We start from the raw sequence: 13,528 nt of genomic DNA, 5'->3' as shown, positions 1-13,528 counted from the left end.
AGGGTGGAAACGGAGGTTAAAGGCACGCGATCGATGCGAATACGCCGCGTAGATCCGGATATGTGGTCCATCACGCATTGTGTGACGCTTGTGCGCGGCGGAGGTACGAGCGATGGGCAGACCGCTGGAACGGGCAGGGCCGCGGTCGGGCGGGCCGGTGAGGACCGAGCCGGCCGGGCGTCCGGTCGTGATGCTGGTGATGGCGACGCTCGGGTTCGCGGTGAACTTCTGGGCGTGGGCTCTGCTGAGCCCGCTCGGTCCCCGGTTCAAGGACGCGCTGCATCTCGGCTCTCTTGAGCAGGCGTTGCTGGTGGCGGTCCCGGTGCTGGTGGGGTCTGTGGGGCGCATTCCGGTGGGGGCGCTGACCGATCGGTTCGGCGGGCGCGTGATGTTCCCGTTGGTGTCGGCGGCGACCATCGTCCCCGTGCTGTATCTGGGTCTGGCCGGGCACTCGTCGATCGGCGAGCTGGAGCTCGGCGGGTTCTTCCTCGGCATCGGCGGCACGGCGTTCGCCGTGGGCGTCCCGTTCCTCAACCAGTGGTTCCCGCCCGAGCGGCGCGGCCTGGCGATCGGCGTATTCGGCGTCGGAATGGGCGGCACCGCGATCAGCGCGCTGACGACGGTGAAGATGGTCGACGCCTGGGGGACGGCGACGCCGTTCGCGGTTTCCGCGATCCTGCTGGCGGTGTACGCGGTGGCGGCGGCCCTGGTGCTGCGGGAGGCGCCTGGCCGTACGGCACCGACCGAGCCGCTGGTGCAGCGGCTGGTGGGGACCGCCCGGCTGCGGGTGACCTGGCAGGCCTCGGCGCTGTACGCGGTGGTCTTCGGCGGATACGTGGCGTTCTCGGTGTATCTGCCGACCTACCTGAAGACCGAATACGGCCTGGGGCCGGCGGACGCGGCGAACCGGATGGCCGGGTTCGTAGTGCTGGCGGTCGTGATGCGCCCGGTCGGCGGCTGGCTGTCGGACCGACTCGGCCCGGTGCGGGTACTGACGGTGTCACTGGGGGTGGTCACCGTGGGTGCGGCGTTGCAGGCGTTCGCTCTGCCGCTGATGCCGGTGGGAACGGTCGCGTTCCTGGCGATGGCCGCGGCGCTGGGCGCGGGCAGCGGCGCGACCTTCGCTCTCGTGGCGATCCTGGCTCCGGCGGACAAGGTCGGCGCGGTGACCGGTGTGGTGGGCGCGGCCGGTGGATTGGGCGGGTTCGTGCCGCCGCTGGTGATGGGCTCCATCTACAGCGCCTACGGCGGTTACGGCATCGGCCTGGGCCTGCTGTCCGTCGTGGCCGTGGCGGCGGCCGTGTTCACCGCGACGGCCGTGCGGCGAGCGGCACAGCCGGGCCGAGCCGCCGACTCCGGCGCCGCGGAGACGGAGCCGAAGCCATGAATCAAGCGCAGGCGCGCGACGGCGCTCAGCGACACGCAGTGTGCCGCCGCGTGGCAGACCGCCTCGCTGCTCCTCGGTTACCCGGACGAGGAACTGCTCGCCCGCCGCCCGCTGCTGCGGCGCGCGGTGGCGGCCCTGCCGCCCGGTGTGGCCGCGCCGCTGACGCGATTCCTCGACCACCTCGACGCGACGCCCTTGCCCGAACTGGCCGCCGACTACGTCGCGACGTTCGATCACCGCAAACGGTGCTGCCTCTACCTGACCTACTACGCCTACGGCGACACCCGCAAACGCGGCATGGCGCTGCTGCGGTTCAAGCACGCCTACACCGCCGCCGGCCTCATCCTCGACGACGGTGAACTGCCCGACCACCTGGCCGCCGTTCTGGAGTTCGCCGCCACCGGCGACGCCGACGCGGGCCTGCGACTGCTGTCCGAACACCGAGCCGGGCTCGAACTGCTACGCCTGGCCCTCACCGACGCCGCCTCGCCGTGGCGCGACGTACTCGACGCCGTGTCGGCCACGCTGCCACCGCTCACCGGCAGGCACCACGACGCCGTCGCGCGCCTGGCCGCCGAGGGCCCGCCCGAGGAAGAGGTCGGTCTGGCGCCGTTCGGCGGCGACCCGTTCCTTTCCGTCGTCCATCCCGACCAGTCAGGAGCATGACCATGACCGCCACCGGCCCGATCCCGTACCAGGTCACGGCGGCCGGCGCGCACTCCGCTCAGGTCGCCACCTCCGACATCCTGCTGTAGGTTGCCCTCCCCTACGTCGTCATCGCCGTCTTCGTGCTCGGCCACATCTGGCGCTACCGCTACGACAAGTTCGGCTGGACCACCCGTTCCTCGCAGTTGTACGAGAGCCGACTGCTCCGCATCGGCAGTCCGCTGTTCCACTTCGGCATCCTCGTCGTACTGCTCGGCCACATCGGCGGCCTGGTCATCCCCAAGAGCTGGACCGCCGCCGTCGGCGTGAGTGAGCACGCCTACCACCTCTCGGCCGTCGCGCTCGGCACCGTCGCGGGCTTCTGCACCCTGGTGGGCCTGGCCATCCTCATCTACCGGCGCCGCACCGTCGGGCCCGTCTTCTCCGCGACCACACGCAACGACAAGGCGATGTACGCCGTCCTGACGCTCGTCATCGTGCTCGGCCTGTCCGCCACCGTCGCCGCGAACACCGTCGGCGGCGGCTACGACTACCGCGAGACCGTCTCGCTGTGGTTCCGATCGGTCTTCTACCTCCGCCCGCGCGCCGAGTACATGGCGGGTGTGCCGATCCTGTTCCGGCTGCACGCGCTCAGCGCACTCCTGCTGTTCACGATCTGGCCGTTCACCCGGCTCGTGCACATGCTCACCGCGCCGCTCGGCTACCTCACCCGCCCGTACATCGTCTACCGCAGCCGCGACACCGCCCTCGGCCAGCGACCACCGCGCCGCGGGTGGGAACCCCTGCGATGACCTGGAGCCATTGCCCCTTTTCATGCGGTCGTCCAAGGTGGTGGCGGATGACGACGACCGTGTGAGCAGGGCCGAGGCGTCCCCGACCGGTGCCTCAATCCGTCGTCCTCTTCGCCCGGCGCTCGTGGGCGGCGGCGAGGATGAGGTAGGCACTGGCCGTCCAGGTGTAGGCGCGGTCGCGGAGACCGGTGCCGCTGCGGGCGTCGAAGTTCTCCGCGAACCCCGACTTCTCGCACAGGGCGCGGAAGCGCGCGCTGATCTCGTCGGCCAGGTCCGGGTATCCCGCGCGGCGGAGGCCGTCCTCGATGAGGACCGTGGACGGTGCCCAGATCGGTCCGCGCCAGTACCCGTCGTCCTGGTAGTGCGGTGAGGTGGGTAGTTCGGTGGCGAGCCCGAAGGCGGTCAGGTGCGTCTCGACCGCGGCCGCCAGCGTCGCGCGGACGGTTTCGGGCAGTTCATCCCCCAGGACGATCGGCATGAGGTCGAGCAGGCCGGCACTGGACCAGGTCCGTCCGGAGCGCACGCCCCGGGCGACGAAGTGCTCACCGGTCCACAGTTCGGCGAGCAGTGCGTCACGCATGCGGTCGGCCGCCCGCCCCCAGTGAGCGGACTCGTCGGGCCGCGCCAGCTCGGCTGCCAGGCGGGCGAGCTCGCGCATCTGGAGGACGAGGAAGGCCGCCAGGTCGGCGGTCTCGACGACGCGCTCGGGGTCGAAGGTCGTGGCGTTGTCCCAGCCGCTGTCGTTGCCGTGCTGGTAGTGGGCGAGTTCATGGCCGGGGACGCGCCGGGCGGACAGCCAGAAGGAGGTCCACCGCTCCAGCCTCCGGTAGACCTCATCCGGTTCGTCTTCCTGCAGCGGACGCAGCCGCCGGAGGGCCCAGCCGTGAATGGGCGGCTTGACGAAGTTGTAGAGGATCTCGGAGTGCGTGATCGAGTCGGGCAGTGCGCCGGCGGCGTCCTGGTGGTCGAACACCAACTGGAACTGGTCCCAGGCCAGGTCCGGCAGGCCGTCGGCGAGGGCGATCGCGTTGAAGCAGTGGTCCCAGCTCCAGACCTTGTCCATCCAGTGCTTGGACATCAGCACGGCGGGCCGGGTGACGAACCCGGCCGGCCGGACCGTGGCCGACCACAGGACGTAGGCGGCGAGCTCGGCGGCGGGCGTCCGGTCGCTGCGCCAGGGTGCCACCGCGTCGCGAAACGATTCGAATTCGACCCGGGCGGCCGAGACCACCTCCGCGAACGGGGTCTCGCTCGCGTGCGGGGCACGCGCGGTCTCGTACTCCTCGATGGCGAGTTCCCACGGTTCGCCGTCGCCCGGCAGCGCGATGCCGCGCTCGGCCGTGCCGAGCGTCTGCACGCCCAGCTCCCCTGCGGCCGGTCCCGCCAGGAGCGTGATCCGGTAGCGGCGTCCGGTCTGGTAGACGGTGAACACCCAGGAGCCGTCGCGGGGATCCTGGTAGAAGTACGGTCCGCTGAACGGCGTCAGCGCCGGGTCGGCCGCCACCAGGCGCAGGCCGAGGCCGTGACCGCGTACGCGCACCGTGTCCGGGTTCTCGTACGCGAGGTCGATCCGGCCTGCGTCGCAGGTCCAGGTGAGCCGGTACGGCGTGGCGGTCACGGTCGTCTCGGCGCGGGCGCCCGCCACGGTGGGGATCAGCCGCAGGATCGGATGCATGCCGTTCTGGTGGGACACCAGGTGGACGTCCCGCGCGTAGGTGTTCTCCCCTACCACGGGCGAGAGATCGAACCATGATCCGCGATAGCTGAACGGAATCTCCTGCGGGGAGAACGCCGGGCCTGCGGCGGCGGTCATGAAAGGCGGGTTCCCTTCTGTCACGGCGACGGGGTCAGTTCTTCACCGCGCCCGCCGTGACGCCGGCGGCGACGTAGCGTTGAGCGATGACGAGGAGGACGGCGGCGGGCACGGAGGCGACGACGGCGGTGGCCATGATGGCGTTCCACTGCTGGTTGTTGTTGCCGATGTAGTGGTAGATGCCGAGGGTGATCGGCTGGCGGCGGCCTCCGCCGTCGAGGGTGCTGGCGAAGATGAAGTCCGACCAGGCCCACAGGAACGTGAACAGCGACACCGTGATGAGGGCGTTGCGGCTGACGGGCAGAACGATGGACCAGAAGGTCCGCAGGCTCCCGGCGCCGTCCACCCGGGCCGCCTGCAGGAGCTCCTCGGAGATGCCGGACATGAACGTGGTCAGGACGAGCACCGCGAACGGGACCGCCAGCGTGGAGTCGGCCACGATCAGCCCCGGGACGGTGTTGAGCACGCCGGCGCCCAGGAAGATGGCATAGAACCCCATCGCCATGATGATCCCCGGGATCATCTGGGCGATCAGCAGCACGAAGCTCAGCACTCCGCCGCCGCGCGGGCGCAGCTTGGCCAGCGAGTACGCGGCCGGCGCCGCGACCAGCAGGGTCAGCGCCACCGTGCCCAGCCCCACGACCATGCTGTTGCCCAGGTAGGGCAACTGCCGGCCGAAGACCGCCCGGTAGCCCTCCAGCGTGCCGTCGGCCGGGAACAACGAGGGCGGGCTCTTGCGCATGTCCTGGTCGCGGGTGAACGACACGTTGATCATCCAGTAGACCGGGAACAGCATCGCCGCTGTCAGCACGAGTCCGATCACGGTCTTCCCCCGGCGCCGTACGGTGCTCATGTGAGGGCCTGCCTTCGCTGCACGCGGATGTAGATGAGTCCGAAGATCAGGGCCGCGAGGATCAGGAGGTTCCCGACCGCGGCCCCGGGGCCGAAGGCCGGGAGCAGGTTGCCGAACCCGAGCCGGTACGACCAGGTGGCGAACGTGGTCGAGGACGTGCTCGGCCCGCCCTTGGTCATGATCCAGATGATGTCGAACACCTTCAGCGTGTAGACCAGCCCCAGCAGGAGGGTGATCGCCGAGACCGGGCGCAGCAGCGGGAAGGTCACCTTCCAGAACCGCTGCCAGGCGCTCGCGCCGTCCAGCTCGGCCGCCTCGTAGATGGCCGGGTCGATCGCCTGCAGACCGGCGTACAGGACGACCAGGTTGAACGGGACGCCGATCCAGATGTTGGCGATGGTCACCGACCACAGCGACCAGTCCGGGGAGGTCAGCCAGTCCACCGGTCCGATGCCGAACGCGCCGAGCGCGGCGTTGACGACGCCCGAGTCGCTGTTCAGCATCCACGACCAGGTCGAGGCCGACACGATCAGCGGCAGCAGCCACGGGACCAGGAACAGCGCCCGCAGGGTGGCCGACAGCCGGAAGTTCTTGTGGAAGAAGACGGCCAGCGCGAGCCCGATCCCGAACTGGAAGGCCAGCGACACCACCGTGAACACCGCCGTGTGCCACAGGGCGGGCCCGAACGTCGCGTCGCGCAGGACCTTGGCGTAGTTGGCGAGCCCGGTGAAGGGCGCGTCGCCCTGGACGAACGAGCGCACCGTGTAGTCGCGCAGGCTCAGGTCGATGTTGCGGTAGAGCGGATAGGCGTAGAAGACCAGCAGATAGACGACGACCGGGGCCAGGAAGCCCCAGGCCGCCCACTGGCCGGACCGGGGGCGCGGCGCCCGCCGGCCACCGCGTCCCGCCGCCGGCAGGGGCCGGGCGGCGGGGCGGGCGGCCGTCTGTACGACTCGATTCATCCTCGTATCGCCCAAGTGCCTATCGCGTCGCGTTCGCGGCCGTCGACTGCGCGTCGGCCATCGCCCGCTGCGGACTCTTCGCCCCGCTCAGGGCCGCCTGCACCGCGCCCCACATCGGCTCGGAGATCTTCGGGTACTTGGTGCCGAGGTCGTCGCTGGTCCGGCCCTTGGCGGCCTTGACCGCCTCCACCCACACCTTCAGGTCCGGGTTCGCAGCGACCTGCTTGGCCTGCACCTGCGCGGTGGGGGCGACGTACGACAGCGTCGTCGTGGTGGTGAGCGAGTTGTCGGTGCTCGTCAGGCAGGCCACGAGCTTCTGGGACGTGGCGTAGCGGGCCGTCTTCTTCTGCACGGGGATGCTGACGAACTCACCGCCGGTGGGCGCCGGCGCCGTGCCGCCGTTCCGGCCGGGGATCGGGATGATGCCGTACGAGAGGCCGGCCTTCTTGGCGCCGGCCAGCTGCCAGGTGCCGTTCTCGGCGAAGGCGTAGTCGCCGGCGGCGAACTCCTGCCAGCTCGTGGTCTGGGTGTTGTTGATGACCGAGTTGGGGGCGTAGCCCTTCTTGAGCCAGTCCGTCCAGAGCGTCACCGCCGAGACGCCCTCCGGGGAGTCCAGCTTGGTGAGCTGGGCGCCGGCGCCCCAGAACCAGGGCAGGAACTGGAAGCTGCCCTCCTCCGTGCCGATCGCGGAGAACGTGATGCCCTTCTTGCCGGCGGCCTTGACCTTCTGGAGAGCGGCGGTCAGCGACGTCCAGTCCTTGACCGAGGCGATGTCCACCCCGGCCTTCGCGAGGACCTTCTTGTTGTAGTAGAGGGCCAGCGTGTTAGCGCCGATCGGGACGCCGTACGTCTTGCCCCCACGCTGCCCGGCGGCCAGCAGGTTCGGCGCGATGGCGGAGGTGTCGAGCTTGTTCTCGGCCGTGGTCGTGAGGATGCCGCCCTCCGCCAGCGTGGAGACGACCGGGTTGTCCACGACGAGCACGTCGGGCGCGTTGCCCTGCTGGGCGGCCAGCAGCACCTTGTTGGTCAGGTCGCTGGTGTCGAAGCCGGTGCGCTTGACGCTCACCCCGGCCTGGGCGCCGCACTTGTCCAGCAGCTTCACCCAGTCGGAGCCGTTGTCGTACTGCGGGTACGGATCCCAGATCGTGAACGTCCCGCCCTGGGCCGCGCCCGCCTGATCGCCACCGCCGCCGGACGACGTGGAGCACGCGACCAAGCCGCCCGCGGCCGCCAGGACCGCGAGGATCAGGCCGGCCGCACGCCGGCTCGTTGCCGCTGATCCCATGATTGTGACCTCCGCTGACGCGCGTTACGCGGTTGTTTCGATCCGATGTCGAATCGGTTCGCATGAACATAGGGCTGCACATTCGCACACGTCAATGGGCTGCGGCGAAAAACCGCCGGAACCCGTATATCGTCCTCCCGTACACTCGATTCGACCTACGATGTGGCGAGTCGGGTGGATCAAGTGAGGAGCGCCGGTGAACATCGGGGAGATCGCCAAACGGTCGGGCGTGTCGCGCAGCACCGTCTCCTACGCCCTCAGTGGCAAGCGCCCGGTGTCGGAGGAGACCCGGCGGCGCATCCAGGCCGTCATCGACGAGCTCGGTTACCGGCCCAACGCCGTCGCCAAGGCGCTCAAGGAGGGCAGGACCCACACCATCGGCCTGGTCATTCCGCCGGCCGGCCGGCGCCTGACCGACATGCAGCTCGGCTTCGTGGCCAGCGTCGTCGACGCCGCCGCACGCGCCGACCTGGACGTCCTGCTGTCACCGTCCGGGGGCGAGCACGACCGTTCGTTCGAGCGCGTGGTCGGCAGCCGGCGCGTCGACGGCGTCGTCGTCATGGAGATCCGGCTGGAGGACGACCGGGTCACCCGCCTACGGGAGACCGGACTGCCGTTCGTCGGCATCGGCCGCACCGCCCGCCCGGAGGAGATGTCCTGGGTCGACATCGACTACGAGACGCTGATCTCCCGATGCGTCCATCACCTGGCCGACCTGGGCCACCGCCGCATCGCCCTGGTCAACCGCTCCGCGGAGCTGGTGGCGGCGGGGTACGGTCCCGGCCACCGCGCCCAGGCCGGCTTCGCGCGCGCGGTCGCCGAGCGCGGCCTGGAGAGCGTGCAGACCTGCTGCGCCGACGACGCCCAGTCCGGAATGTCCTGCGTCGAACGGCTCCTCGCCGAGCACCCCGGCCTGACCGCCGTCGCCACCATCAACGAGGCCGCCGTCCCGGGCATGTACCACGCGCTGGCGCAGGCGGGCCTGTCCGTGCCCCGAGACTTCTCCATCGCCGGAGTCGCCGCCCAGGACTGGGCGGAGAACCTCCACCCGCCCCTCACCGCCGCCGACGTGCCCGCCGACGAGCTCGGCGCCCAGGCCGTGGAGATGCTCATCCAGCTCATCGCCGATCCCGCGACCCCGCACCGCCACGTCCTCGTCGCCCCGCCCATCTCCCTGCGCGGGACGACCGCACCCGCGCGCTCCCACGACCCGCTCCACTGACGACGGCGTCGTACCCCGGTGCCGCATGACAACGGTCGGCCCGGCGGCGTGCGCAGGCCTCTCTCGACTGGGCGCTGTCGAACCGGTTCGCCAGGTGCGGTGAGCAGAGACGAACACCTGGGCGCCGGCGAACGCGCCGTCAGCGTGCTAACCGAGGGTGTCCGTGCTGCGAAGTTGCGCACGCAGCACGGCAAAGCCCTCCGGTGCACGCTCGCCGAGTCATCCGCAACGATCTATTTCGCCGAGAAGATGCTCGCCGAAGGCCCAGGACGAGGCGATCGAGCAGCTACGGCGCACCATTTGCAGCACGCCATTGAGACGCTCGACGGATTCGGCTGGCTCGCAACCGTACCCCGCCTGATCGATCACGCCGAGGAAACGATCGCCCGCGCCGTAGATACGCCCCGGCGTGTGACCGGGCCAGCCAACCGATCTTGACGCATCGGCGGCGGAGGACTACCACTGATCAAACAGGCCTGTGATCTCTAGCGAGGTGACACGACAGTGCGACGCCCCCGCCTGCACCTGCCCGCTGCTCTTGCGCTCGCGCTCCTCGCGATCCCCGGTACGGCCGGCGCGGATCCAGCGCCGGTGACGCCGGTGGAACAGCAGAACGTCACATGGCTTTCTCACACACCGACCCCGTCCCCGATCGCCGGTCAAGACGGATCATCGATCGCGGGACTGGCCTTCCTTCGCTACCCAGGACGTGGCGAACGCGATGTGATGTTCGGAGACGGGCCGTTCGGCCTGGCGGCATGGTCGTTGTCCGATCCCGCACACCCGCGGATGACGGACGTCATGTCCGCGGCCAAGTTGGCGCTGCCCGGCGATGACGCCTCCAAGGGATTCTGGGAGGGCGAGAACCTGCAGGTCGACCAGGCCCGCAAGCTCGTGTTCCTGACCCGGGACCCCCGTGCGTTCGGTGGGGCGCTGCAGACCGGGAAGCCGGGCATCTACGTCATCGACGCGCACGATCCGCACCACCTGCGACTGGTGACATTCCACCCGGCACCCGCCGGGCACACGTCGGGCTGCGTCGACGGCTGCCGGTACCTGTGGACCGGCGGCCCGTTCCGCAAGATCCCCCCGAGCTACAACGGCCAGCCCGCCTGGGTCACCGACATGCGCCGGCCCGCGCATCCCTCGACCTTCCCCACACCCGTCGACCTCGGCCGCGACGACGGCACCACCGCCTACGTGCACAGCACCGACGTGGACGCCGCCGGCATCGCCTGGACCTCCGGCCTCGGCGGAGTGCGCGGCTACTGGACCCGCGGCGCCCATTACGACCCGGTCGCACGCCGGGTACGCGTCGCCCGTCCCGACGATCCCGTGCCCTACGCGGGCGGCAAGATCATCAGCCCGAATGACGCCACCTACACGTTCGACCACAACTCCTGGCGGCCACTCAAGCGGCTTGGTGACTTCCGTCCGGGCGAGCTCCTCCTCGTCACCGACGAAGACTTCGGTGATACCTGCGCCGACGCCGGCCGACTCCTCATCGTCTCCCTCGCCGGCAGCTACCACGGCGAAGGCTGGCGCTCCACCCCCGAACACCCGTTCCGCCTCAAGGTCATCGCCGACTGGGGGCCGGTGGGCAATCCCGGCCTGCAGCCGAACGCCGACTGCTCCGCGCACTGGTTCCAGCCCATGACCGGTGTCGGCGACGGCAACATCATCGTCCAGGCGTTCTACGGCCAGGGCACCCGATTCATCGACATCAGCGACCCTCGCCATCCCCGGCAGGTCGGCTACTTCATCCCCAAGGACAGTGAGGCGGCCACCCCGGCGTTCCACGACGGCCTCGTCTACGCCGCCCAGTACAGCGGCGGCATCGACGTCCTCCGCTTCACCCCGCCCATGTCCTGAGTTCAACAGGGCACCGGACGTGACCGCCGCGTGTCTCGTGTCCGCCGGCTCGGCCCAGTTCTCGAAGTGCGGTCTCGACCTCGGCGTGTTCGTCCCACGGCACGGGACCCTCGGCGAGCAGCATGGTCCGTTCAGGGCCCTTGCCCGCCAGAATCACCACGTCGCCCGGCCGTGCCATCTCCACGGCTCGCCAGATGGCGGTACGCCGGTCGAGGATCACTTCGTAGTCGGTGCCACGGCGCCGACCTTTCACCCCGGATTCGACCTGTTCGGCCAGGTCTCCTGGATCTTTTCCGGCCGGATCGTCGGACGTGATGATGAAGAAGTCGGCGTGATGCGCAGCCGCGCGTCCCATGCCCGCCGGGTCGTGGTCGGCGCGGCCGGTGGTGCCGAAGACGGCGATCAGCCGCCCGGGCGTGCTGTTCCGCAGTTCGCCGAGCACGCTTTGGAGGCGGAGCGAGGAGTGCGCGAAGTCGATGTAGACGTCGAACGGCTGCCCGTGATCGATCCGCTGAAGACGCCCGCGGACGCCGTCGAAGCCGGCCAGCGCCTCAGCGACGGCCTCCACGGGAACGCCCAATGCCAGGCAGGATGTTGCGGCGCATAGCGCGTTGCGCACGTTGAACAGTGCCGGGAGTTTGAGGCGGACAGGCGCCGAACCCGCGAAGGTGCGGAGAACGAACCTGACGTCGCTTCTGCCGGCGGACACGTCCGTGGCGCGCACATCGGCGGGATGCTCGATCCCGTAGGTGAGACGCCGTTCGGTCAGGCAGTGGGCGCTGAGTGCTTCCCAGGACGGGTCGTCGCGGTTGAGGACCGCCGTCTTCGGGACTCCCTTACCGGCTGCCCGGGCAGTGAGCTCCATGAGGCGAGCCTTGGCGAGGAGGTAGTTCTCCCAGGTTCCGTGGTAGTCCAGATGATCTGTGCCGATGTTGGTGTAGGCCGCGACGTCGAAGTCGCATGCCGCCACCCGGCCTTGCTCCAGGGCATGAGAACTGGTCTCGATGACCGCGGCGCGCATCCGCCGCGCCACCATCCGGGCCAGCCACTCCTGGTTGTCCGACGCCGCCATCGTCGTCTGACCGGACCGGTTGTCCATGATGCGGGATCCGGTCCCATGAGCGACCGTGCTCAGGTAGCCGGCCGGAGCACCGGCGGCTGTGAGGATGTGGGCCGTCATATGCGTGGTCGTCGTCTTGCCCGCCGTGCCGGTGACTCCGGCCATCAGGAGCCTCCGGGCCGGTCTTCCGTGCAAGACGGCCGCGAGTTCTGCCAGTCCGGTGCGGGTATCCGGCAGCCGCAGCACCGGCACCTCGGCCGGGACCGGCACGGTACGTTCGACGGCGACCGCGATGCCCTGCCGGGCCAGGAAGGCGACGTAGTCGTGACCGTCGGTGCGCAGGCCGCGTACGGCGACGAAAAGATCACCGTGCCGGGCTCGGCGAGAGTCGTGGACGACGCGACGCACGTCGTAGTCACCGCCACCCGCGTTGAGAGTCGCATCGGGTATGTGCATCGCAAGATCAGATAGGCGCATTGAGAACACTCCGTGACCAAGATCGTTGACGGGATGACGGGAACAGCTCCGTGAAAGGGAGCTGTCCGATCCCTCACAGCCGCAGTACGGAGAGCTCGAGAGTCCCCGGAGGCCGACGCGGACGGTCTTTGCGGCGGAGCGCGCCCACCGAAGCCGGTGCGCGGATGATGGGGAGGCGCTCACGCGCGGCGTCGGGCCCGGCGGCGAACATCAGAAGCGTCATCGCGAGCAGGGCGAGGCAGACCTGCCCGGCCGTCTGGGGCGTCTTCACCGGACTGTGCGAATGCCCCGCGAGGAACTGTTCGTGGTCGTCAGCCGCCGCCGTGGCCCGCATGGTCGATGGCCCGGCGTCCGCGGAACGAACCGCCAGGCTGAGGACGATCGACTGATCTGATGCGGTTGTCGACGGCGAGTCCTCCGGCCCGTGCACCGCGAGCAGCGCCGACAGGAGCAGCAGGCCGATCAGCGGCAGCCAATGGCGGCCCCGGAACCGACGGAGCGCGACCATGGCCCGTGGGCCTGCGGGCCCGGCATCGCCGCAGATCACTTCCTGCGGCCGCCGCACCGTACGTCCGGCCCGACCGGAGTACCAAGGACACCGGACACGGCGTCGGCGAGAGCAGGTTGGACTCTGGCCAAGCAAGCGAGTCGGCATCTCCATCGAGACTCTCTGGTACGTGGTTGTCGTTCGTCGGCGCCTCAGTGTTCGATCGGCCGACGACACATCGATCGTAACCTACTATGATGCATAGTAGATCATGATGCAAAGCAGCACGGACACCTAACCATGAACGAGGACTCATGACGTTCCGGAGTAAACACCGGGGAGCAAAACACGGCAGAAACCTCAGGCCAGACCGTCTTTACCGCGGCTACGACGGCCTCGGAAGCACCGATCCGAGGGGTCCGAGCCGCGCCCGCTCCAGCAGCCGCATCAAACGACTATGTACTATGAATGATAGTAACAACCTCTGGACACATGAGATCGAGAAATGAGCGGGAAGCCATGCGCCGCTCCGCGGAGCGCTGGTCTCCGAAGCCCTGGCGGGACACGTGCGACCAGGCGGCCTCCTACTTCGCCCACGTCCCTGCGGCGGGTGACTGACCACCATGGCCTGGATGTCGAAGATGCGAGCGAGA

Annotated in this window: 11 protein-coding genes and 1 pseudogene; 6 read left to right on the top strand and 6 right to left on the bottom strand. The window is 69.5% G+C overall.

Annotation, left to right across the window (positions count from 1 at the left end; all coding sequences use genetic code 11):
• Positions 1-112 precede the first annotated feature (112 nt).
• The 3 genes and pseudogenes from AB0I04_RS23810 to narI all read left to right on the top strand — a co-directional run bounded on the left by AB0I04_RS23810 (position 113) and on the right by narI (position 2,844).
• Positions 113-1,387: an MFS transporter gene (locus AB0I04_RS23810; protein WP_360888149.1), complete on the top strand. Its 1,275-nt coding sequence runs from the start codon at positions 113-115 to the stop codon at positions 1,385-1,387.
• Positions 1,388-2,053 (top strand): nitrate reductase molybdenum cofactor assembly chaperone, encoded by a 666-nt coding sequence (narJ, locus tag AB0I04_RS23805; protein WP_360888394.1) that lies wholly within the window; start codon positions 1,388-1,390, stop codon positions 2,051-2,053. It begins immediately after the preceding gene.
• Positions 2,054-2,055: 2 nt separating this feature from the next.
• Positions 2,056-2,844 (top strand): annotated as a pseudogene (narI, locus tag AB0I04_RS23800) (respiratory nitrate reductase subunit gamma).
• A gap of 94 nt (positions 2,845-2,938) precedes the next feature.
• Here the strand turns inward: narI and AB0I04_RS23795 are convergent.
• Genes AB0I04_RS23795 through AB0I04_RS23780 form a run of 4 tightly spaced genes read right to left on the bottom strand, consistent with a single transcriptional unit; the run spans position 2,939 to position 7,757 of the window.
• Complete coding sequence (locus tag AB0I04_RS23795; RefSeq protein WP_360888146.1) at positions 2,939-4,657, bottom strand: trehalase family glycosidase; 1,719 nt, start codon at positions 4,655-4,657, stop codon at positions 2,939-2,941.
• A 34-nt stretch (positions 4,658-4,691) separates the two neighbouring features.
• Positions 4,692-5,510, bottom strand: a complete 819-nt coding sequence (locus AB0I04_RS23790; protein ID WP_360888144.1) for a carbohydrate ABC transporter permease — start codon at positions 5,508-5,510, stop codon at positions 4,692-4,694.
• Positions 5,507-6,472, bottom strand: a complete 966-nt coding sequence (locus AB0I04_RS23785) for a sugar ABC transporter permease (RefSeq protein ID WP_360888141.1) — start codon at positions 6,470-6,472, stop codon at positions 5,507-5,509. Before AB0I04_RS23785 ends, AB0I04_RS23790 begins: the two co-directional genes overlap by 4 nt.
• Before the next feature lie 19 nt (positions 6,473-6,491).
• Positions 6,492-7,757, bottom strand: a complete 1,266-nt coding sequence (locus AB0I04_RS23780; protein WP_360888138.1) for an extracellular solute-binding protein — start codon at positions 7,755-7,757, stop codon at positions 6,492-6,494.
• Positions 7,758-7,953: 196 nt separating this feature from the next.
• On the opposite strand from AB0I04_RS23780, the gene AB0I04_RS23775 reads away from it, so the two are divergent.
• From AB0I04_RS23775 to AB0I04_RS23765, 3 genes are all read left to right on the top strand, one after another.
• Positions 7,954-8,979: a LacI family DNA-binding transcriptional regulator gene (locus tag AB0I04_RS23775; RefSeq protein WP_360888135.1), complete on the top strand. Its 1,026-nt coding sequence runs from the start codon at positions 7,954-7,956 to the stop codon at positions 8,977-8,979.
• Positions 8,980-9,078: 99 nt separating this feature from the next.
• A complete protein-coding gene (locus tag AB0I04_RS23770; protein WP_360888132.1) occupies positions 9,079-9,417 on the top strand; it encodes a hypothetical protein in 339 nt (112 codons plus the stop codon).
• A 66-nt stretch (positions 9,418-9,483) separates the two neighbouring features.
• Positions 9,484-10,851: a hypothetical protein gene (locus AB0I04_RS23765; protein ID WP_360888129.1), complete on the top strand. Its 1,368-nt coding sequence runs from the start codon at positions 9,484-9,486 to the stop codon at positions 10,849-10,851.
• Here the strand turns inward: AB0I04_RS23765 and AB0I04_RS23760 are convergent.
• Together AB0I04_RS23760 and AB0I04_RS23755 are read right to left on the bottom strand one after the other, a co-directional pair.
• The gene (locus AB0I04_RS23760; RefSeq protein ID WP_360888126.1) at positions 10,832-12,367 is read right to left on the bottom strand and encodes a UDP-N-acetylmuramoyl-L-alanyl-D-glutamate--2,6-diaminopimelate ligase; all 1,536 of its coding nucleotides are present in this window, start codon (positions 12,365-12,367) and stop codon (positions 10,832-10,834) included. The two genes, AB0I04_RS23765 and AB0I04_RS23760, sit on opposite strands and share 20 nt — an antisense overlap.
• Positions 12,368-12,461: 94 nt before the next feature.
• Positions 12,462-12,896, bottom strand: coding sequence for a hypothetical protein (locus tag AB0I04_RS23755; RefSeq protein WP_360888123.1), 435 nt, complete (start codon positions 12,894-12,896; stop codon positions 12,462-12,464).
• Between the last annotated feature and the right edge of the window lie 632 nt (positions 12,897-13,528).

This window comes from Actinoallomurus sp. NPDC050550, assembly GCF_040655075.1.
Lineage (GTDB): Bacteria > Actinomycetota > Actinomycetes > Streptosporangiales > Streptosporangiaceae > Actinoallomurus.
Note: the sequence above shows the minus strand (reverse complement) of the source record. Positions and strands in the feature narration are given on the sequence as shown.

Excerpts from the sequence above, each read along its gene's own strand:
- AB0I04_RS23810 (WP_360888149.1), top strand. The coding sequence starts at position 113 with ATGGGCAGACCGCTGGAACGGGCAGGGCCGCGGTCGGGCGGGCCGGTG.
- AB0I04_RS23795 (WP_360888146.1), bottom strand. The coding sequence starts at position 4,657 with ATGACCGCCGCCGCAGGCCCGGCGTTCTCCCCGCAGGAGATTCCGTTC.
- AB0I04_RS23790 (WP_360888144.1), bottom strand. The coding sequence starts at position 5,510 with ATGAGCACCGTACGGCGCCGGGGGAAGACCGTGATCGGACTCGTGCTG.
- AB0I04_RS23785 (WP_360888141.1), bottom strand. The coding sequence starts at position 6,472 with ATGAATCGAGTCGTACAGACGGCCGCCCGCCCCGCCGCCCGGCCCCTG.
- AB0I04_RS23780 (WP_360888138.1), bottom strand. The coding sequence starts at position 7,757 with ATGGGATCAGCGGCAACGAGCCGGCGTGCGGCCGGCCTGATCCTCGCG.
- AB0I04_RS23760 (WP_360888126.1), bottom strand. The coding sequence starts at position 12,367 with ATGCACATACCCGATGCGACTCTCAACGCGGGTGGCGGTGACTACGAC.
- AB0I04_RS23755 (WP_360888123.1), bottom strand. The coding sequence starts at position 12,896 with ATGGTCGCGCTCCGTCGGTTCCGGGGCCGCCATTGGCTGCCGCTGATC.